At 39.7% G+C, this 21,236-nt stretch carries 16 protein-coding genes, 1 tRNA gene and 1 pseudogene; 4 read left to right on the top strand and 14 right to left on the bottom strand.

Translation table 11 applies throughout. The features are described from left to right. Positions 1–35: 35 nt before the first annotated feature. The 3 genes from clpP to SKA34_RS15135 form a co-directional block, all read right to left on the bottom strand. Complete coding sequence (gene clpP, locus SKA34_RS15145; RefSeq protein ID WP_005369103.1) at positions 36–659, bottom strand: ATP-dependent Clp endopeptidase proteolytic subunit ClpP; 624 nt, start codon at positions 657–659, stop codon at positions 36–38. A gap of 105 nt (positions 660–764) precedes the next feature. Beyond that, complete coding sequence (gene tig, locus SKA34_RS15140) at positions 765–2,063, bottom strand: trigger factor (protein ID WP_006646408.1); 1,299 nt, start codon at positions 2,061–2,063, stop codon at positions 765–767. 466 nt (positions 2,064–2,529) lie between these two features. Beyond that, a tRNA-Arg gene (locus SKA34_RS15135) sits at positions 2,530–2,606 on the bottom strand. Between the two features lie 308 nt (positions 2,607–2,914). On the opposite strand from SKA34_RS15135, the gene folD reads away from it, so the two are divergent. Continuing rightward, complete coding sequence (gene folD, locus SKA34_RS15130; RefSeq protein WP_006646407.1) at positions 2,915–3,772, top strand: bifunctional methylenetetrahydrofolate dehydrogenase/methenyltetrahydrofolate cyclohydrolase FolD; 858 nt, start codon at positions 2,915–2,917, stop codon at positions 3,770–3,772. Positions 3,773–3,932: 160 nt separating this feature from the next. Here the strand turns inward: folD and galU are convergent, their stop codons facing one another. Both galU and rfaH read right to left on the bottom strand, forming a co-directional pair. After that, entirely contained in the window at positions 3,933–4,838 is a 906-nt protein-coding gene (gene galU / locus SKA34_RS15125; protein ID WP_039860603.1) for a UTP--glucose-1-phosphate uridylyltransferase GalU, read from the bottom strand. Positions 4,839–4,926: 88 nt separating this feature from the next. Further along, a complete protein-coding gene (gene rfaH, locus SKA34_RS15120; RefSeq protein WP_006646405.1) occupies positions 4,927–5,424 on the bottom strand; it encodes a transcription/translation regulatory transformer protein RfaH in 498 nt (165 codons plus the stop codon). 452 nt (positions 5,425–5,876) lie between these two features. Between rfaH and SKA34_RS15115 the strand changes: the two genes are divergently transcribed. Beyond that, entirely contained in the window at positions 5,877–7,265 is a 1,389-nt protein-coding gene (locus tag SKA34_RS15115) for a peptide MFS transporter (RefSeq protein ID WP_006646404.1), read from the top strand. A 51-nt stretch (positions 7,266–7,316) separates the two neighbouring features. Here SKA34_RS15115 and SKA34_RS15110 read toward each other — a convergent pair whose 3' ends face one another. Next, on the bottom strand, positions 7,317–8,369 hold the full coding sequence (locus tag SKA34_RS15110) for a response regulator (protein ID WP_039860601.1): 1,053 nt from the start codon (positions 8,367–8,369) through the stop codon (positions 7,317–7,319). A gap of 315 nt (positions 8,370–8,684) precedes the next feature. On the opposite strand from SKA34_RS15110, the gene SKA34_RS15105 reads away from it, so the two are divergent. After that, the gene (locus tag SKA34_RS15105; protein WP_006646402.1) at positions 8,685–9,569 is read left to right on the top strand and encodes a LysR family transcriptional regulator; all 885 of its coding nucleotides are present in this window, start codon (positions 8,685–8,687) and stop codon (positions 9,567–9,569) included. Positions 9,570–9,841: 272 nt separating this feature from the next. Continuing rightward, positions 9,842–10,030 (top strand): annotated as a pseudogene (locus tag SKA34_RS22970) (YIP1 family protein); the annotation flags it as partial. A gap of 89 nt (positions 10,031–10,119) precedes the next feature. Here the strand turns inward: SKA34_RS22970 and purF are convergent. The 8 genes from purF to SKA34_RS23700 form a co-directional block, all read right to left on the bottom strand. Continuing rightward, positions 10,120–11,637, bottom strand: coding sequence for an amidophosphoribosyltransferase (gene purF, locus SKA34_RS15100; protein WP_006646400.1), 1,518 nt, complete (start codon positions 11,635–11,637; stop codon positions 10,120–10,122). A gap of 74 nt (positions 11,638–11,711) precedes the next feature. Beyond that, on the bottom strand, positions 11,712–12,203 hold the full coding sequence (gene cvpA, locus SKA34_RS15095; RefSeq protein ID WP_006646399.1) for a colicin V production protein: 492 nt from the start codon (positions 12,201–12,203) through the stop codon (positions 11,712–11,714). Between the two features lie 62 nt (positions 12,204–12,265). Next, on the bottom strand, positions 12,266–12,904 hold the full coding sequence (dedD, locus tag SKA34_RS15090) for a cell division protein DedD (RefSeq protein ID WP_006646398.1): 639 nt from the start codon (positions 12,902–12,904) through the stop codon (positions 12,266–12,268). Between the two features lie 51 nt (positions 12,905–12,955). Next, complete coding sequence (gene folC / locus SKA34_RS15085; RefSeq protein ID WP_006646397.1) at positions 12,956–14,215, bottom strand: bifunctional tetrahydrofolate synthase/dihydrofolate synthase; 1,260 nt, start codon at positions 14,213–14,215, stop codon at positions 12,956–12,958. Between the two features lie 190 nt (positions 14,216–14,405). Then, positions 14,406–15,335, bottom strand: a complete 930-nt coding sequence (gene accD / locus SKA34_RS15080) for an acetyl-CoA carboxylase, carboxyltransferase subunit beta (protein WP_006646396.1) — start codon at positions 15,333–15,335, stop codon at positions 14,406–14,408. 140 nt (positions 15,336–15,475) lie between these two features. Next, positions 15,476–16,261 carry a tRNA pseudouridine(38-40) synthase TruA gene (gene truA / locus SKA34_RS15075; protein ID WP_006646395.1) on the bottom strand — a complete coding sequence of 262 codons (786 nt, stop codon included), beginning with the start codon at positions 16,259–16,261 and terminating at the stop codon, positions 15,476–15,478. Between the two features lie 196 nt (positions 16,262–16,457). Then, positions 16,458–20,687 carry a FimV/HubP family polar landmark protein gene (locus SKA34_RS15070; RefSeq protein WP_006646394.1) on the bottom strand — a complete coding sequence of 1,410 codons (4,230 nt, stop codon included), beginning with the start codon at positions 20,685–20,687 and terminating at the stop codon, positions 16,458–16,460. A 250-nt stretch (positions 20,688–20,937) separates the two neighbouring features. After that, positions 20,938–21,236: Asd/ArgC dimerization domain-containing protein (locus SKA34_RS23700; RefSeq protein ID WP_006646393.1), on the bottom strand; the 299-nt coding region annotated here is incomplete at its 5' end.

Here is a 21,236-nt window from a genome sequence, read left to right as displayed (position 1 = left end):
GTTAACTATCTAGAGTTAATCAGCTAAATAAGTACTTAGTCACGTTGACTCAACACGGCATCCACTAAACCATATTCTACAGCTTGTTCTGCAGACATAAAGTTATCACGGTCAGTATCACGCTCAACAACTTCTAGTGGTTGGCCTGTATGTTCAGCCAATAAACCGTTTAGACGTTGTTTGATTGTTAGAATTTCTTGTGCATGGATTTGAATATCCGATGCCTGTCCTTGGAAGCCACCTAATGGCTGGTGAATCATTACACGTGAGTTCGGCAGACAGTAGCGCTTACCTTTCGCACCACCAGCAAGTAAGAATGCTCCCATAGAACATGCTTGACCCATACATACAGTACTCACATTTGGCTTGATGAACTGCATAGTGTCATAAATTGACATACCTGCAGTAACAGAACCACCTGGAGAGTTGATGTAAAGGAAGATGTCTTTATCTGGGTTTTCTGACTCTAAAAATAGTAGCTGTGCCACTACTAAATTAGCCATGTGATCTTCAACCTGACCAGTTAAGAAAATCACACGCTCTTTTAAGAGACGAGAATAGATATCATAAGAACGCTCACCACGAGAAGTCTGCTCGACCACCATAGGTACCAGCGCATCCAAAATTGGTGACATGGCGTTTTTTTCTTGGTAGCTCATAACGTTATTTCCCTAAAATAAATGGCCCGAATGAAATGACTCACACGGACCATTGTTAGCAGAAGACTTGAGATAATGTCAAATCTCTACATTAATTTCAGCAAATTAAGCAGCTGGATTCATTAGCTCATTGAAGCTAACATCTTTATCAGAAACCTGTGCTTTAGCTAGAAGTGCGTCAATCGCTTGCTCTTCTAGAGCAACATTACGCATGTTATTCATTAGCTGTTCGTTAGTTTCGTAGTATTTAACTACTTCTGATGGATCTTCGTATGCAGAAGCCATTTCAGCGATGATTGCTTTAACGCGCTCTTCGTCTGCTTTTAGCTCTTCAGCTTTGATCACTTCACCAACTAGAAGACCTACAACTACACGACGCTTAGCTTGCTCTTCGAACAACTCACGCGGTAGCTCAGGCATGTTCTTAGTATCACCGCCAAAACGCTGTGCAGCTTGCTGACGAAGTGTCTCGATTTCTTGATCGATAAGTGCAGCAGGAACAGTGATGTCGTTTTGCTCAACAAGACCGTTAAGAACTTGATCTTTAATACGACCTTTAACAGCTTGCTTAAGCTCACGCTCCATGTTCTTACGAACTTCAGCTTTAAGACCGTCAACAGAACCGTCTTCAACGCCGAACTTAGCAACGAACTCTTCAGTTAGTTCTGGAAGCTCTTGTGCTTCAACTTTGTGAAGTTTGATAGCGAATGTTGCAGCTTTACCTTTTAGGTTTTCAGCATGGTATTCTTCAGGGAAAGTTACTTCTACCGTAAACTCTTCACCCGCTTTTTTACCAACAACACCTTCTTCGAAACCAGGGATCATACGACCTTGGCCCATAGCAAGTGCGAAACCTTCAGCTTTACCGCCTTCGAACTCTTCACCGTCGATAGTACCAACGAAATCGATAGTTACTTGGCTGTTTGCGTCAGCTGCTGCATCTACTTCAGTCCACGTAGCTTGTTGCTTACGAAGAGTATCAAGCATTGTATCAACGTCAGCTTCAGTTACTTCTATAAGTGGCTTCTCTACAACAACTTTATCTAGACCTTGAAGTGCGATTTCTGGGAATACTTCGAAAGTCGCTTTGAATACTAGGTCGTTACCTTCAGCAACGTCTACTGGAGTAAATGTTGGCGCGCCTGCTGGATTGATTTTCTCTTTAACGATAGCTTCGATAAAGTGACGATGCATTACTTCACCAAGGATGTCTTGACGTACTGATGCGCCAAACATTTTAGCAACCATCTTCATTGGTGCTTTACCAGGGCGGAAACCGTCGAAACGACGAGTTTTAGCAATTTTCTTTAATTCAGCTGTAACTGCATCTTCGATATTTGCAGCAGGAACAGTGATTGTTAGTTGGCGTTCTAGGCCTTCAGTGGTTTCAACGGTAACTTGCATTATATTTAACCTCAAAACTTACTCAGCTTTCTGAGTGATGTTGCCGAACAGCCATTTACTGACGGTGGCATCCTTTTCGTGTTACGGCTCGAAAACCATAACGCCTCAATTCTTTTACTTTATTTCTAAACTGTCAGATCTGCTCATCCAACTTAGAAATTAAAGCGCGTTATTATAACGGCACACTTAGGTGACGTCGAGATGAGATAGACTAAACTGCTATCTAGCTCTACAACTGAAACACAAGATAGGGTCTATAACGAGCATTTCAAGGGGTAAGGAGAAAATAATCATAGATCTCTGCGTTTTTTAGGTTCAAATGTTGGAAAAACAGTCGAATTAACACAAATTAAGAGATAAATAGAAATAATTTTTAGGCGTTTTAAGACTAACAAAAAGGGTTATTTCTGTATTGATGGGAATAGTAATGGACTAGTTTTAGATATTTACCAAGAGGAAAGGAAAATGGCACGCCCTGCAGGATTCGAACCTGCGACCACATCCTTAGAAGGGACGTGCTCTATCCAGCTGAGCTAAGGGCGCATCATTGTGTAACATAACGTTACGAGGCAGGATTATACGTTTCTAATCATTTAGGTCAATACGTTTACTTTAAATATCATGATTTAAACAACCAACCGATTAAAGTTAAAGCAATCTGTTTTAATTTCAGTTTTTTCATCGCAATTTTACATACGTATTGCCTTCAACGATAAACACTAAAGATTGGTATGCCCACCATCGCTATTATTGAACAAACAAAAAAGCAAACGTTTGCGCTATAGCTAAAGTTATCATTTTCTGACACAATAATAGCGTCCACATGCTTAGCCTATATAGAAAGGATTACCATGACCGCCCAAATTATTGATGGGAAATTAATATCCCAAACAGTTCGACAGGAAGTTGCCGCTAGAGTGAAAGCTCGTAAAGATGCAGGTCTTCGTGCACCCGGCTTAGCTGTTGTGCTCGTAGGTCAAGATCCTGCTTCTCAAATTTATGTCGGTAGTAAGCGAAAAGCCTGTGAAGAAGTCGGCTTTGTCTCTAAATCATTTGATCTGCCACCAACAGCTTCAGAAGATGAACTATTACTTCTTATTGACGAATTAAATCTCGATCCGACGATTGATGGTATTTTAGTCCAGCTTCCATTACCTGCAGGTATGGATAACACGCGAATTTTAGAGCGTATTGATCCCGAAAAAGATGTTGATGGTTTCCATCCATACAATGTTGGACGCTTAAGTCAACGTATACCCAAATTACGCTCTTGTACCCCTAAAGGCATAATAACCCTATTAGATCGTTACAATATTCCGGTAAGAGGTAAAGAAGCAATTATTGTTGGCGCTTCTAATATTGTCGGTCGCCCGATGACACTCGAATTATTATTAGCTGGTGCAACAACAACAACTTGTCATCGTTTTACTAAAGATCTTGAAAGTCATGTTCGTCGTGCAGATATTCTTGTGGTTGCAGTAGGTAAACCTAACTTTATTCCTGGCGCTTGGATTAAAGAAGGTGCAACAGTCATTGATGTGGGTATTAACCGCTTAGATAACGGTAAATTATGTGGTGATGTTGAATTTGATATTGCCAGCCAAAAAGCTAAACACATTACCCCAGTTCCTGGTGGTGTCGGCCCAATGACAGTCGCAACATTAATAGAAAATACGATGTTAGCTTGCGAGCAGTACCACGGCGAATAATTTGTAATAAAAAGAGTGACACCTATGGCTTTTTTTATTTTTCAAAACAATGCTATTTCTAATGAGCAGCCCTCTTCTTTTATTATCAGGTGGCATGAATAGACAAAAAAGCGATGGAATACCATCGCTTTTTCTTTGATAGCACAATTTATAACGTCGGCTATGAGCTTTTAGCACGTTGCTTTAAATACGCTGTAAATTCTTCACCAAATTGATTATGGCGCATACCGTATTCAACAAACGCTTTCATGTAACCAATTTTACTACCGCAATCATGGCTTACGCCTGACATATGAAATGCATTCACTTGCTGAGATTGCATCAGCATATCGATAGCATCAGTTAATTGAATTTCATCACCCGCGCCAACAGGAGTGCGGGCTAATAATGCCCAAATTTCCGCAGGAAGAATGTAACGACCAACGATGGCTAAGTTAGAAGGCGCTTCTTCAACTGAGGGCTTTTCCACAACTTTCGTCATAGGTGCAGATTCGCCAGCATGCAATTCCACGCCATTAATATCCGCCACACCATAATTAGACACTTCAGACATTGGAACAGGTTCAACCATCACCTGACTAACTTTAGTCTCGTTGAACATTTTCACCATGGCTGCCATATTATCGCAACGTAAATCGCTCGCAACATCATCCAAAATCACATCAGGTAAAACAACAGCAAAAGGCGCATCACCAACAAGAGGATGTGCACATAGCACAGCATGACCTAAACCTTTTGCTTGTCCTTGACGTACATGCATAATGGTCACGTCTGGTGGACAAATCGCTTGTACTTCTTCAAGTAACTGACGTTTCACGCGCACTTCTAATGTCGCTTCTAATTCAAATGAGGTATCAAAGTGGTTCTCAATCGAATTTTTTGAAGAATGCGTCACTAAAATAATTTCTTTAATTCCTGCTGCAACACACTCATTCACTACATGCTGAATAAGCGGTTTATCGACAATTGGAAGCATCTCTTTTGGAATAGCTTTTGTTGCAGGTAGCATTCGAGTACCCAGACCAGCAACAGGAATAACAGCTTTACGCACTAATGAAGTATTCAATATTTTTCCAATATATTATGTTTGCAAACATCGTATTAGATGGCCTTCGAATATGCAAAATAGAGTTCTAATTTATAGAGGATAATGATTATTTTTTAAGTAAATCCGTATTCTCAATACTGACTTTTACAGGCTTACCTAACAAATTAATCAGCATAAATGAGCGTTTCTCACCATCAGGCTCTTGGTAAATAGCTTCAAGGCCTTGAAATTTACCTTGCTCTAATTTTAATGTATCACCGGGCTGAGGCAATATTGATAACAAACGTTGATGCTTCTCACTATCTTCATTCATCATTAAGTTATAAATAAGTTCTTCACGTACTTTTTGTGGCATTGCGCCACAGCGAATAAAGTCAGCCACACCACGCGTTGATCGTACCGACGTATAACTTACCGTTTCAGGATCAAATTGAACAAAAACATAACTTGGAAATAATGGTTCAATTGATTCTATTCGTTTGCCTCGACTCACTTTTTTTACTGTTACCTGAGGGTAGTAGCAACCCACACCTTGACGCTCAAGATTGATCACTGCACGCTCTTGTTCACTGCGCTTACAATAAAGCAAATACCAATCTTTCATCATCAATCCTAAACATTAAATTTCATCACCATTATATACATAAATAGCTACTTTTTATATTGCGGGTAATTAGGGATAAAGTATTTATTTAGCACTCATTATGACTCAACTCGTTTATAGAGGCGACGACAGAAACTACTTTTACAGTAATTTCATAGTCAATCCTTGTAACATTCATGAATAATCAAAATTAATAAACAAAAAAACCAATAAAAACCCAAAAAACACTATAAAAAACCAAAAAACAAAAAAATAACAACACAATAGAATTACTTTTATACTGAAAATTAACTTTTCAAATTTGAATAAAAAAAGAACAATTAATTATATTTCAACAACTTGAAATGTTTTTTATTTGTTCTTTAAATGTAAAAACTTGCAGTCGTATATATTGTGCTTTATAAAACTACGGGTATTAGCAAACACACCATCACAATAATATAGAGAATCCTATGAGTCATAATAGTAGTGGTACCTTATTGGGCCACCCAAAAGGCTTGTTCCTGTTATTTGGAACTGAGCTATGGGAGCGTTTCTCCTACTACGCCATGCGCGCTATTTTAGTTTTGTATTTAACAGATAAAACGATCGATGGCGGCTTAGGCTGGAGTACTCAGGAAGCATTAAGCCTATATGGTATTTACACAGGTCTTGTCTACTTTACCCCCTTGATTGGTGGATGGATTGCAGATAACTTTTTAGGCCAACGTCGATCAATTATTATTGGTGGCGTATTAATGGCTATTGGTCAATTTACTCTTGCACTTCCACACAGTGTCGTTGACCCTCATGCTGTAAAAGCTTTCTATTTAGGCCTGACTTTCCTGATAATTGGTAATGGCTTATTTAAACCAAACATCTCAACAATGGTGGGTGATCTCTACAAGGAAGGCGATAACCGTCGTGATGGTGCGTTTACTATTTTCTATATGGGTATCAACCTAGGTTCATTACTTGCAGGTGTTATTGCAGGTACAGCTTCTGCCGTTTATGGCTGGAAAGCAGGCTTCTTATGTGCAGGTATCGGTATGCTATTTAGCTTATTGATCCAATTATTCTTCGCACAACGCTACCTTGGTGATATTGGTACCGTTCCTGCTGCTGTTCGTGATGCTGCAAACAATGCAAGTGGTAAAAAAGAGCCACTAACCAAAATTGAACGCGATCGCCTGAAAGTAATTATGGTGATGTGTACGTTTGTTATCGTATTCTGGGCAGGCTTTGAACAAGCTGGCGGCTTAATGAATATCTATTCTCAAGAATACACAAACCGTATGATCGGTAGCTTCGAAGTACCTGCTGCTTGGTTCCAATCACTTAATCCATTTTTCATTATTATTTGTGCCCCTATTCTTGCTGCGCTTTGGGTAAAAATGGGCAAGAGTGAACCTAATTCACCAGTGAAATTTGCACTAGCTATGTTTTCTCTTGCAATTGGCTTTGGCTGTATGATTGGTGCTGCGCTTGAGCAAGGTGGTGATATGACCGTTAAAACATCCATGCTATGGCTGATTGGCGCATATTTCTTCCATACTATTGGTGAGTTATGTTTATCACCGATTGGTCTATCAATGGTAACAAAACTTGCCCCTCTTCGCTTAGCATCATTAATGATGGGTGCATGGTTTGGTGCTAACGCCATTGCTAACTACATTGCAGGTGAGATTGGTTCACGCATTGGTGAAGCAGGCCCTTTAGCAATCTTCTCAGGTATTGCAATTACTGCAGTGATTGCTGGTGTATTACTGCTGTTACTATCCAATACATTAATTAATTGGATGCATGGTGCAGAATCGTCATCTAATGATGAAACAGTAGAAGTTAAAACAGCAGAAGCTTAATACCATACTGATAAAAATCGTTTAAGGGTAGTGTTGCTAACACTACCCTTTTTACATCTTGATATTTTTAAAGTTCACACTAAAACTCGCATGCCCCAATTGGCTTAGTGATAAGCGCCCACCTGATGGAGACAATGCTAGCTTCGATAACATATTGTGCTTTGCTTCTCGTCCAAGCCACTCACCTGATGCGACTTCAAAAGAGTCATCACTTGTTCGAAGTTGTGCTTCAATACCCGCAGGAAGAATATGCAAACATCTATCCGATAAATCAAAGACTCCAAACAAGGCCTTAATGGGTGACGCATAACCTGAGTGCTTCATCCCTTTTTCAATCAATGAGACTAAGTGGCTCAAGCTTTCTAAACAATTACCCTGATTACGTAAATAATCATTAAAAAAAGCACGAATTAATAATGCTGTTGCCGTCGCATTATGATCGCCACTACTGGTATCAAGAAGATAAAAGGCTAATTGACCATCTAATAGCCACGTATAATCAAGAATAACTGGTAGAGAATCAATTGATTGTAAAACACAATAATTTAATTGCCATCGCCCATAAATCGATTGTGTTTCTGGCATTAATCCCACTAATAGCTCACGTGCCGCTTTCGGATTATTTTGCAAATCTTTAATATGCCATTCCAATTCTTCTTCAACAGGCTCTGTATCTTCTGTGGTAGCAAACCATCGATTAGAAAAATCTTGTCGATGATGTGTCGCACTGTCCTGCCCCTTCAATACCGATACTATAGAAGACTTCAGCATTAAAATATTTTCCAATGGCTTTATTAAGAAATCCTTAACGCCAAGTCGCAATGCCAAAGCAACATCTGTCATTTCTCCTGTTCCTGAAATCACAATAATTGGTATCATTGGATATTGAATAGACACTTCTTCAACAAACTCCATCCCTGTCATAACAGGCATCGCGAGATCGCAGAGTAACAGATCTGGAATATGCTCCTTTAATGCACGCAGTCCTTCTAAGCCATTATCAGCCTCTTGCACCAAGCATCCTTGGCTCTCAAGAAAGCCAACAATCATATTTCTAAATACTGGGTCGTCTTCTACAACGAGAACATCTTTCCCTTCTAGCAAAACCACCTCCACAAATACCTACATAGTTTAAGGCACAAACAAACTGAAATTAAAAACCTTAAAGACTGTCTAATTTTTGCGACTCTATTAAGCATAGAAAAAACACCACAAAAAATATGTATTCATGAACATTTAATAAAAATAAATTCATTTATGTAATACACTTCAAATTATCGTAAACCTTTATTTTGGTAAATTAATCTTAATAAACATGATTGAAATACTATTTTAGTAGGCAAAACAAAGAAAAAGAGATGCATTTGACTCGTTTTGTTATACAATTGTCCATCATAAGCGTTCAATAATGACTTTTTTATGAAACTTGACGATCTAAATTTATTCCGCATGGTTGTGGAAAATGGCAGTTATACCGCTGCATCTAGAAAAACCCAGGTACCAGTTGCGACACTGACACGTCGAATTCAAGCACTTGAAGAAGGCCTTAATATTCGCCTGCTTAATCGTCATGCCCGTAAACTGTCACTTACTGAAGCCGGTCAAAAGTTCTATCATGACTGTGCGCCTTTACTACAACAGTTACTTGATACGACTGAACATATTAGTGAAGAGTGTAAAGGTGCTGCGGGTAAGCTACGTATTGCCGCACCAACCAATATCACCAAAGTAATGCTTCAACCTTTATTGAATGCCTTCATGTTGGAACATCCAGCAATTAGCATTCAGCTTTATATGAGCAATGAGCCAGATCAGCTTGATCCAACGGACTGGGATGTCATGTTCCGTATTGGTCCTCAACGAGATTCAACACTAATCGCTCGCCGTATCAATGAAGTAAAAGATATTCTTGTTGCTAGCCCTGAGTATTTAAAGAAAAATCCAGAACCTAAACATGCTCAGGATCTTCACGACCATGTTTTATTAAAGGGTAATCCTTTACTACGCTGGCGTCTAAACAACCACAACGGCGAAACAGTTACGATTAATGAACGAGGTCGCTTTGAAGCAAGCGAACTTAACGTTGTTCGTAAAGCATGTTGTGCTGGCTTAGGTATTACCCTTATGCCTGATGTCATGCTAGAAAAATACATTGCAGACGGTGAAGTGACACAAGTACTTAAAAACTGGTCTGCAAACCCACGTGATGTATATTTGATTTATAATCACCGTGATTATCAACCAGAAAAATTACGTCTATTTATTGATTTTGCAAGTCACTACTTTGACTTAGAAAAACACTAAAAACGTTTATCAATAGCGTAATCTTTTAGAAAAATGCCATATTAATCCATTAATATGGCATTTTGTTTTTTATCTCGTTAAAATAGTCATCAGGATTAAAAAACAAACAGTTAGAAACCCTGCGCTCCCCCACCTATCCCGACTAAATGTTATAAGACAGCTCAAAGTTTATCAGTCACAACATATAACGAACTCAAACATAATATAATGGCATAGGCGTACTATAGTTCTTGGACACCTATGAGATATTTATCCACACCCGAAACAAGAATAGCGCACTTTTTCTGCATCTCTGGTTTCTCATGCTCACAGGTCTTATAGGACTTATTTACTCAGTATATTTACTCTATACCGGCGTCTCAATTTTGATGCGCATTCCTGAAGAGCGAGGATTTATTTATGCAAGCTCAATCTTTACCGCAGGACTGGTACTGTTAGTTTCAATTACAGTGATCTTATGAATCGATGGTTTTGGGCCTGAGTTTATCCATTAAAAAAAAGCCGGAGTTTTTACACTCCGGCTTATGGCTATATTTATTTACATATAGGCTTAAATGCCTTCATTATGTAACTCTAAACTGGCTAAATCTTGCTGAATTTCAAGCTGCTTTTTGGAGTCATCACTACGTAGTGAATCTAAATACTCTAAGTACTCTTGATCCACATCACCTGTAACATAATTACCATTAAACACTGATGTTTCAAACAATTTAATTTCAGGGTTTCCTTCGGCAACGGCATCAACCAGATCTTGTAAATCTTGGAAAATTAGGCCATCAGCACCAATAATATTCGAAATTTCATCCACTTCGCGACCATGAGCAATTAACTCATTAGCACTTGGCATATCAATACCATAGACATTAGGGAAACGAATTTCAGGCGCTGCGGATGCTAAGTAAACTTTCTTCGCGCCTGCTTCTCTTGCCATTTCGATGATCTGCTCTGATGTGGTACCACGAACAATAGAGTCATCAACTAACAATACATTTTTATCTTTAAATTCAGAGCGAATAGCGTTGAGTTTACGACGCACAGACTTACGACGCATTTGCTGTCCAGGCATGATAAACGTACGGCCTACATAACGGTTTTTAACAAAACCTTGGCGGTAAGGTTTATCTAACGTACGTGCAATTTCTAGCGCACTATCACAAGAAGTTTCTGGAATAGGAATAACAACATCGATATCAATATCTCCCCACTCTCGTTTAATCTTTTCACCAAGCTTAGTGCCCATCGCTAAACGAGCACCATAAACAGAAACCTTATCAATAAATGAATCCGGACGAGCAAAGTAAACAAACTCAAACACACATGGATTTAACTGTGGATTATCGGCACATTGCTGAGTAAATAATTGCCCATCAAAAGTGATGTAAACGGCTTCACCAGGCGCGATATCACGGACAAAATCAAAACCAACAGCATCAAGAGCCACTGACTCTGAAGCTACCATGTATTCTGTTTTACCCTGTTCTTCACGCTTACCAATACATAAAGGGCGAATACCATTTTGATCACGAAATGCAATTAAGCCATGACCGATAACCATAGCAACAACCGCATACGCACCTTTTACAATTCGGTGAACTTCACTGACTGATTTAAAAATTTCATCAGGGCTAATAGGATAGCTTGGACAATGCTCAAGTTGATTTGCCAGAATATTCAGTAAAATCTCAGAATCTGAGGTTGTATTGACATGACGTTTAGCTTGCTCAAATAAAGTTTCACGGATATCTGCTGCGTTGGTTAAATTACCATTATGAGCCAGTGAAATACCGTAAGGAGAATTAACATAAAACGGTTGGGCTTCTGATGCACTTGAGCTACCCGCAGTTGGATAACGCACGTGACCGATACCTACATTACCTTGTAAGCGTTGCATGTGTTTAGCTTCAAATACATCACGCACTAAACCATTCGCTTTACGCAGACGGAAACGATTGCTTTCTAAGGTACAAATACCCGCAGCATCTTGGCCGCGATGTTGCAGCACAGTAAGTGCATCATAGATAGACTGGTTTACCGGGGTTGAGCCCACGATTCCAACAATACCACACATTTCCAAAATCCTCGTCGTGCATAAAAATACAGTTACCAAATCAAATAAACTTGGTAACTGCTATTAATTTGGCGCTATTTCATGTTAGGTAAGAAGCTTGAACTGTGTTTGATATAGGAGAAAAACCATTCAATGACAACGCCAAACTGTGGGATGAGTTTTGACTGTTTCCACCAATCAGCACTTGCAAACCCCGTAAAGGCGTCGAGAAAGAACAATACTGCCGCAACAATTAACACGCCGCGAACCCCACCAAAAACTACGCCCAAAACTCTATCAGTACCAGATAACCCTGTTTTCTGTACTAACTGACCAATAACATAGTTAACTACCGCGCCAACAATCAGCGTTGCGATAAATAAAACGGCAATAGCGCTACCGTTGCGAAGCATTTCATCATGAAAGTTTGTAAAGTAAACTGCAAGCTGTGGGTAGAAATTGCTCGCCACAAAAAACGCAGTAAACCAGATAACTAATGAAAGTGCTTCTTTAACAAAACCACGGATTAAACTTACCAAAGCGGAAAAGCCAATCACGGCTAAAATTACATAATCAATCCAGATCATCATGTGTATTTCGTCTTGTTGATGCGTATTCTAACAGAAAAAATGAAGAAGCAAACGTTTACTTAAGGTTTTATTGGGCTAAATTGATACAATTTGCCACTTAACCCGGTTAATTTTTTCAAGTCATCAATCTTAGCCAGAAGCTTATCTTTTGAAAGATCTGGTCCCACAACAACTTTTACATACTGACCTGGTTGCGCATTTTTAGGTAATAAATGTGCTTGGTAACCATTTAAACGCAACTTCGCAACCAGTGCGCTCGCATTCTTAAAATTACCAAAAGTCCCTAATTGAATCATCCAGCCACTATTTTTTAACCCTTGATCAGACACAACTGCAGGCTCTGGCTTTACGACAGGTTTTGGTTTCTCAACGGGCACAACAGGCTGTTCTGGTTGAGGCGTTTTGTCTTCTTCAACGGTATAGGTTTCATTATTATCACTTGATGATGTTGAAACCGTATCTTTACCATTATCCACTGTTACTGTGACAGGATCTTTAGGTAACTCCGAATTTACCGTTTCAGGGTTAGGTATTTGAGTAAACTCCTTTTGATCACCCATTTTAGGCTGCAACGGAATACTTTCGAACTGCTCTTTATAGTGCTGCTTTTGTCCATCAAAAAGATCGGGAAGAAAAATCACGCCAACAGTTACCAAAATAATGGTACCAATCAGTCGATTTTGAAATTGGCTAGCCACATGGACTCCTATGCTATTTAACCACTTTATAATAAAGTGTTTTTTCACTCATTAACGTAAATGACTCGTTATTTGCCCGACAGTGTAAAACGAGCCAAAGACGATTACCATATCATCGCAGTTAGCTTGTGTTAGCGCTTGGTCAAATGCGGCATCTGGCTTATCAAAACCCATACAATCTGTTGGTAAATACTGCAATATCTCATCGGCAGTCGCCGCTCTTGGACCTGTTAAAGAAGCGGGATACCAATGATCCACTACATCTTTCATCATTGCGATAGTCGAAGCGATATCTTTATCGTGGAGCATCGCAACGACAGCATGAATATGCTTCTTACTTTCTTTTTGCCTAATTCGATTTAATTGCTGAGCGAAATACTCGGCAGAATGGGGATTATGCGCGACATCCATAATGATCAATGGATAATCACTTACACGCTGCATACGTCCCGGTAATTGGGCTTTGCCTAAACCTTGAATAATATTCTCTTCCGAGATATCAAGCTCTGCGGTTCCTAAAGCCATTAAGGCTGTGGCTGCATTAGGGAGAGGTAAATTCGGGAGAGGCAAGTGAGATAAATCAAATGCACCACATTGCCAGTTCCAATGGTCATCGGCTACTTGATAATCAAATTGATAACAAACCTGATGTAATTCTGCGCCAATATCATCCGCATGAGCAGGAACCGTTGCAGGCGGATGAGGTTGCCCGCAAATAGCCGGTTTACCTGAGCGGAAAATACCTGCTTTTTCATAACCAATCACATCAATATTATCACCAAGCCAATCAACATGATCGATTGCGAGACTGGTTATCACGCTAACATCATGATCAACAATATTTGTGGCATCTAATCGTCCACCGAGGCCAACTTCCAATACAACCACATCCACTTTATGTGTTTTAAACAGTGTTAACGCAGCAAGCGTACCAAATTCAAATAAGCTTAAACTTATATCACCACGCACCGCTTCAACGCTTGCAAATGCTTTGCTGTGTTCACTGTCATCAAGCTCTTTATTATTGATACGAACACGCTCGTTATAACGTACAAGGTGAGGAGAGCTATAAACACCAACCTTATAACCCGCTTCAATTAAGATAGCCTCTAGCATGGCACAGGTTGAGCCTTTACCATTAGTACCTGCAACAGTAATAACACAGGGGGCTGGTTTAATAAGATTGGCCTTTTCACCCACAGCTTTGACGCGATCTAACCCAAGATCGATTGCACTGGTAAGTAATTGTTCAAGATATTTCAGCCATGTTGAAAGCGAGGCTGTCGCTTGTGGAGCAGTCAATCCTGACATGAGAAATCATTCACTTGTTTATAAATTACTTGAGCCATAATTTACCATCGAATCTAAAATAACTTAAACCTATGACGATATAAATTCGATTAAACGCTACGTTAATGGCAATAGTACTATGACATACTCAAAAAAAAACCGCCTAGCGATTAGCTAAACGGTCTCTATATTCATCAATCAATATAATTAATTAGACGTTTTCTGAATCTTCAGCTTGGACAGGAGCCTCAACAAGCTCAGGCTTACTATCAACAGAAACAACTAACGGTGACGCTTGGTTGGTCATTTTTGCAACAAGACCTGCGACACGCTGACGCATTTCACGGCGATCAACAATCATATCAATCGCACCATGTTCGAGCAGGAACTCGCTACGTTGGAAGCCTTCTGGTAACTTCTCACGAACGGTTTGCTCAATAACACGTTGACCGGCAAACCCGATCAGTGCTTTTGGCTCACCAATATTGATATCACCAAGCATTGCAAGAGATGCTGATACCCCACCCATAGTTGGATCGGTTAACACAGAGAAGAAAGGTAAGCCTTTCGCAGATAAACGCTCTAACGCCGCACTGGTTTTCGCCATTTGCATCAGTGACATCAATGCTTCTTGCATACGTGCACCGCCACTTGCGGAGAAACAGATTAATGGGCAGTTATTTTCAATTGCCGCATCTACTGCTCGTACAAATTTAGCACCAACAACAGAGCCCATAGAACCCCCCATAAAAGAGAATTCGAAAGCACATGCAACAATAGGTAGGCCTAACACTTCCCCTTTCATTGCAATTAATGCATCTTTTTCACCCGTAGCTTTTTGAGCGCTATACAAACGGTCTTTATACTTTTTAGAATCGCGGAATTTAAGCTTATCTTGCGGCTCTAGCTCTGCGGCAATCTCAACTTGCGTATCGGCATCTAAGAAAGTTTCAAGACGACGACGTGCTTTCATACGCATGTGATGATCACACTTAGGGCACACCTCTAGATTGCTTTCAAGATCTGCATGGTACAGTACTTGATCACAAGAGGTACATTTCGTCCAAACGCCCTCAGGAATCGACACTTTTCGTGAAGAGACAATGTTGCTTTTAGTTAGAATCTTTTCAAGCCAGCTCATGAATGACCTTTATTCTTAATGCTTCCGCCGTCAATGGCCGAAGATACAAATTCATTGGATAACGATCAGAGATTAAAACACAATCTTGCTAATCTGTAGATAAAAAACTGGTACTACCTTATCAAGCTAACCATTGTAACTCAATCAGCTAAGAATAACGGACCTAGTGGTACACGTGGTAAATTATGCTCTTTAGGGTAGTCAACATCAACTAAGTAGAGGCCTTCAGCTTTGGCTGTTGCCCCTGCTAATGTGCGATTTTTTTGTGCAAGTAGCCACTCAATCCACTCTGGCTTTTCTTCGCCTTTACCAACTTTAATTAAGCTACCGGTAATATTACGTACCATATGGTGAACAAAGGCATTGGCTTTGATATCAATAATGACGAAGTCACCTTGGCGAGTAACATTTAGGTGTATTAAATTACGCCATGGGCTGCGCGATTGACAATGCATAGCACGAAACGAAGTAAAGTCATTTTCCCCCAACAAATACTGACCAGCCTCATGCATTTTTTTCTCATCAAGGTGCCCATGATAATGGCTAACACCATTACCTAAGATAGCGGGACGTAAGGCATTATTAAAAATGATGTAACGGTAACGGCGCGCTGTTGCGGTAAAACGAGCATGAAAATCCTCACTCACTTCTGTTGCCCAACGTACCGCAATATCTTTAGGAAGATGCGCATTAGCACCCATCGTCCACGCCACTATTTTGCGATCAATATTAATCTCGAAGTGAACAACCTGCCCTGTACCATGAACGCCAGCATCAGTTCGCCCTGCACAGAAGACTTCTACAGGTTGATTGGCGACTTTAGAGAGAGCTTTTTCCAAACGCTCTTGTACGCTATCTACATCACGTTGGCGTTGCCAGCCATAATACTTAGCACCATCGTACTCAACACCTAAAGCTATTCGCATAATTTTTCAACTTCGATTAATCAAACCTATGTAAACCACTAGCACGTAATTTACGAAACTGTTCCGAATTATAAGTAATTCACAAGATAAGGGAAAGAAAAGCGCGATATGGATAACATAATGCGGCAAGTAAAAAGGAAAAAAGCACGATAGAATTATCTCTATCGTGCTTTTTCTATCTTACACAAGAGTGATGTTACAGCTTCAAAAGCAGTCTTTGAGCTTCAGCTTGAAGCTCTTGTTCTGCATTTTTCGCAATATCTTCTAATAAACCAACAGCGCCTTCGCTATCATTCATTTCTAAATAAGCTTTGGCTAAATCAAGTTTACTTGCATATTCACCATTTGTATCAACATCATAGTCTCCAACACTGGCTAACATATCAGGGTACTCATCAAGCCCTACCTCTAAATTTAAAGGATTGGCATCGGGATCGACTTGTTGATGTGATGGGTCATCTTTCATTAATTCATCAATACTAATATAAGATGGTTTTTCAGCTATTGGTTTTTCAGCCAGTAACTCACTGGTTGCTACGCTTTCGAAATCACTGGTATGTAATGAGAAGTCAGACTCTAAGGAAACCGACTTCACGTCGTCTTTTACCAAATGCGGTTGTTGAGTCCAATCTTCTTGAGCTAATTCAGGCTCAGAGACTGAGGTTTGCCATACTTTAGCATCATCATCAGACAGCTCATCGTCAAATGTATGATCTGCAACTAACTCATCTTCAGTTTGTGTTAATAATCCATCACGTTCATCGTCTTCTAAACCCAGCCCAGAGCGCTCCACTTGCTGTTTGGGTAATTCATTAGTTAACGATGAATCAGTCTCAACATCCTTCGTGCTGTCGCTAACATGTTGTGGTTGTATTGACTGAGACGGACCTTCATTATCTGCATAATCATTTAATGAATCATCAAACAGTAATGCATCCATATCAAGACCTGCAGAATCCACCATGGTTTGATCTAACTTATCTAATACAACAGGCTTCTCTGTTGCGTCGATAGGCTCTTCATTGGGTAAACGTAGACCTTGTTCAATTTCATATTGCTCAAGCTCATGTTGTTCATCCAATGAGGCTTGTAGCGCTTCACCTTCATCAAACTCAGGAATGGTCGTTGGATCGAGTTTTTCAAAAGGATAAACATCCCTTTGAGCGGTATCAAATGGTGAAACTTCATTTTCACTAGCAACCGATGATGCTGATAATGATGACTCATCAGGTAATTCAGGAGTGGTTTCAGCAACAATATCTACTGTATTTTCAGCAGGTAGTTCAGATTTAGGTGAATACTTGTCTGCAGCTTCCGCAGCTTGCTGCAATTGACGAATAACATTATCAAGGGCGATTTGCTCATCAATGTCGTTATTAAGTTCTGTTTCGTTAAAAGACTCAGCATCAGGATCATCAAATGCCGCTTGTTCATCAAATTCAGGTAAATCATCGAGTGATAATACATCTTGATGAACAGCATCTTCTTGTGGTGATTCATACTCATTATCAGCAAATGCTTTTAGTGCATCCTCTTCATCAAATGAAGGAAGATCGTCTACATTCAACGGTTCATGCTGCTCTGCTGTAACATGACTCGCTAATGCATCTTGCTCATCAAGTTCACGTTCAAGATCTGAAACGGTTAATGGTTTAACATCACTGTCTAGCGATTGACGATAAAAGTCTTCATCTAAAACATCATCTAAGATCTCATCGAATTTCTGTTCACTACTTGGCGATAATGTTTGCAGCTCTTCTGTATTTTGTGATTCAAGGACTTCTTGAGAAGTCGTATCACGAGTGTCACTGACAAATTCAGAAGTGGAGACATCATTAAGCACTTCTTCACTTGGCAATTCAGCTACAATTTCAGGCCCTAATGTATCAAGCTCTACAGTATCGACATCGCTTTCATCAGTCAGCGATATTTCTTTTTCCAATTGAGCATTTTTTTCAACCTCATTTACAGGATCAATAACATCCTGTAATTCCTGATCTTCATGAGAAGTTAATGGCTGCGACTCGATAATGTCATCAAGATGTTCATTCTCATTATTTGGAACAGCTTGTTCATCGACTGCTGCTAACTGCTCAGATAATATTTCATCTAATAATTCAGTACTGGATTCATCAATGACAATGTCATCTTGTGATGATAAAGTATCACTTTCAGCATCATTGTCTTTTAATAATTCATCAAGCAGTTCAGTACTATCTTCAGCAACTTCTATCGTTAAATCAGATTGTTGAGGCTCATCCTCATCTAGGATCAACTCGTCAAGCAATGCAGTACTGTCTTCAGCCACTTCTATCGTTGAATTAGATTGTTCCGGTTCATCCTCATCTAGGATTAATTCATCAAGTAATGCAGTACTGTCTTCTTCAAGTTCAATATCACTACTTAATTCATCATCTTCTACTAACTCATCCAGTAATGCAGTACTACCTTCTTCAAAAACATGTTCATTATCTTGCGCTTTATCCGTCAGTTCATCTGAAACGGTTTGCTCTAATTCAGGTAAATCAGCACCAAAACTACCAAATAATGCATCCAATTCATCTTGGTCAATATTCTCAGAGGCTTTGACTTCAACATCATTTAACTCACCATTAACTTCAGACGTAACACTATCTTGGCTCTGCTCTTCTGCTTGTTGCAAAATTTCATCTAATAACGACTGCTCTAACAAGCCGTTATCTAACACTTCACCTTCGTTACCTGCAGGCAATGGCTTAACATCGTTATTATCACTAAGATCAAAGTCATCATGAGATAAATCAAAGTCATCGATACTATTTTCGGTATCTTTATCTTTCGCGGATTCATTGAGAGATTCCTCCCACATTAATGCTAAGGCTTCATCTGAACTTGGCTCGCTCTCATTATCCATTTCATCAAGAGCACGCTCCATATCTTCTAAACCAATAGCATCATCACCTTTAACTGAAATACTACTACTTAAGTTATTTTCAAAAACTTCATCAAATTCTGTATCATTAGCAACCGCTGGCTCTGTCTTTGTATCAGTGTCATCGCTAAACTCAATAACAGACTCTTTGACCTCTTCTTTCTCATTTTTAGTTGACGGATCATCTTTATCATTAATATCTAACGTAAAGTCAGGATCATTAAATAGGTCATCATCCGCAAACAGATCATCTAAGTCATCTGAAGTATCAAGAGCTTGCTCATTACTATCAATAGGAGGGATCACAACAGGTGACGTTTCAGCTGCTAACGCCTCAGGAGCACTTAATGATTTCACCTCATCTTGCTCTTCTTCTTTACGACGTAATAAGAAGAATGCCAGCAATGCAGCAAGTAAACCGCCAGGAATAATACCTGCAGCAGCTAATGCCCAAGGATTATTGGCAAGAGAGTCAAACCATGTTGTCGTTGGTGGTGTCACAACTTGTGGTTTTTGTTGAATTTCTTTTTGTTGTTCTAAAAACAGTAATATTTCTTGGCGAACTTTATCACTGTCTTGCACTTGATCTTTAAGTGCTAACACTTCTTGCTGCATTTCCGCTAAGCGTAAACGAAGCATGTGGTTACTTTCCACCAGCTTTGTCATTTGCTCATTAGTCATCGCTTTTTGCTGTTCTGATAATTCAGGCTTGGCTGGAATAACCTTATTCTCTGTATTATCTGTAACTTCAACTTTTTCAGTTTTAGGTGCTTCAGAAGTATTAGCTATTGATTCTGCTGGTGTCGCAGCACTATTTACATCAGTGGTTGTTGCTACAGCTACCGCTTTTTCTATTGTTTTTACAGGGACATCTGTTGTTGGTGTTGGCTTAGCCGTTTCAGCAACTTTCGCCATAGGCTTAACTACTGGCTCTGCGGGCTGTGTTTTTTTTACGTCTTTTTTCGCTACCAGTTCTGTTTGTATTTTTTGTAGTTCTTCAGGCTTAGGCTTTAATTTTACAACACGTTTGGGGCTAGTAGGCTTTGCTTTAATATATGGCGCCCGCTTTTTATCCGCTTCTAATTGACGACGGATCAAGCTCACTTTCTCGTTTTTAATCTGGCTTAATGTTGGCATAACCAAGGTACTACCCGGGATCAAACCATGAATATTGCTGTTTTCAAATGCTTGTGGGTTAACGTGATAAATAGCACCGATAACTTGGTATACAGAAACTGAAGCATTAGGACGATTTCGAGATGCGATTGACCACAAGGTTTCTTTTTCACCTGTAGGACCATAACGACGAGCAGAAAGCGGAGTGGTGTTTGACTGCGAAATTGAACGCAGATCAGGTATATCAATACCTCGGCTCGCTTGCGAATAGGATCCATCCTCACTCGACGGGCCAATTATCCGAACAGTGCTCGCATTCACCATAGGCAAATAAGAAGAAATAGTAACGAAAGCTACCGGTACAATAAAGCGCTTTACTATCTTAGGGATATCAGACACTGCCTGCGTTCCTCTCTGGCAGAGATAAATAAGCCGAAAACGTTAATTCAATGAACGCATTTCGAAATAATACGAGTTGTTTGCATATTGCACAAAATGCACATATGACGACAACATAAAGAAAATCTTAAGGTTGTTATGGCTAATTTTTGCTAGCTAGCGATGTATGTCAAGTGACTACTTAGGGTTTTACCAGCAAGATCATGGAAATGATGAAGGAGCAATCTTTTGCCCCTTCGTTTTATTTCTTTTACAAATATTCTTCAATTAGCTTTTCAGCAATTTGAATACTATTTGTTGCCGCACCTTTACGTACGTTATCAGCTACAACCCACATATTCAGACCACATGGGTGACTAATATCTTCTCGGATACGACCCACCATCACGTGATCTTTACCCACAGAGTCTGTTACCTGTGTTGGGTAATCAGTACCATGGAAGACTTCAATACCATCAGTATTTTCAAGTAGATTAATCGCATCTTCGATGACAACAGGCTGATGGGTTTCAACATGCACCGCTTCAGCATGTCCAAAGAAAGCAGAAA

This window comes from Photobacterium sp. SKA34, assembly GCF_000153325.1.
In the GTDB taxonomy this organism is placed as follows: domain Bacteria; phylum Pseudomonadota; class Gammaproteobacteria; order Enterobacterales; family Vibrionaceae; genus Photobacterium.
The sequence above is the reverse complement of the archived record's forward strand: the minus strand, read 5'-3'. Positions and strand labels throughout refer to the sequence as shown.

Excerpts from the sequence above, each read along its gene's own strand:
- clpP (WP_005369103.1), bottom strand. The coding sequence starts at position 659 with ATGAGCTACCAAGAAAAAAACGCCATGTCACCAATTTTGGATGCGCTG.
- tig (WP_006646408.1), bottom strand. The coding sequence starts at position 2,063 with ATGCAAGTTACCGTTGAAACCACTGAAGGCCTAGAACGCCAACTAACA.
- folD (WP_006646407.1), top strand. The coding sequence starts at position 2,915 with ATGACCGCCCAAATTATTGATGGGAAATTAATATCCCAAACAGTTCGA.
- rfaH (WP_006646405.1), bottom strand. The coding sequence starts at position 5,424 with ATGAAAGATTGGTATTTGCTTTATTGTAAGCGCAGTGAACAAGAGCGT.
- SKA34_RS15115 (WP_006646404.1), top strand. The coding sequence starts at position 5,877 with ATGAGTCATAATAGTAGTGGTACCTTATTGGGCCACCCAAAAGGCTTG.
- SKA34_RS15105 (WP_006646402.1), top strand. The coding sequence starts at position 8,685 with ATGAAACTTGACGATCTAAATTTATTCCGCATGGTTGTGGAAAATGGC.
- purF (WP_006646400.1), bottom strand. The coding sequence starts at position 11,637 with ATGTGTGGTATTGTTGGAATCGTGGGCTCAACCCCGGTAAACCAGTCT.
- cvpA (WP_006646399.1), bottom strand. The coding sequence starts at position 12,203 with ATGATCTGGATTGATTATGTAATTTTAGCCGTGATTGGCTTTTCCGCT.
- folC (WP_006646397.1), bottom strand. The coding sequence starts at position 14,215 with ATGTCAGGATTGACTGCTCCACAAGCGACAGCCTCGCTTTCAACATGG.
- accD (WP_006646396.1), bottom strand. The coding sequence starts at position 15,335 with ATGAGCTGGCTTGAAAAGATTCTAACTAAAAGCAACATTGTCTCTTCA.
- truA (WP_006646395.1), bottom strand. The coding sequence starts at position 16,261 with ATGCGAATAGCTTTAGGTGTTGAGTACGATGGTGCTAAGTATTATGGC.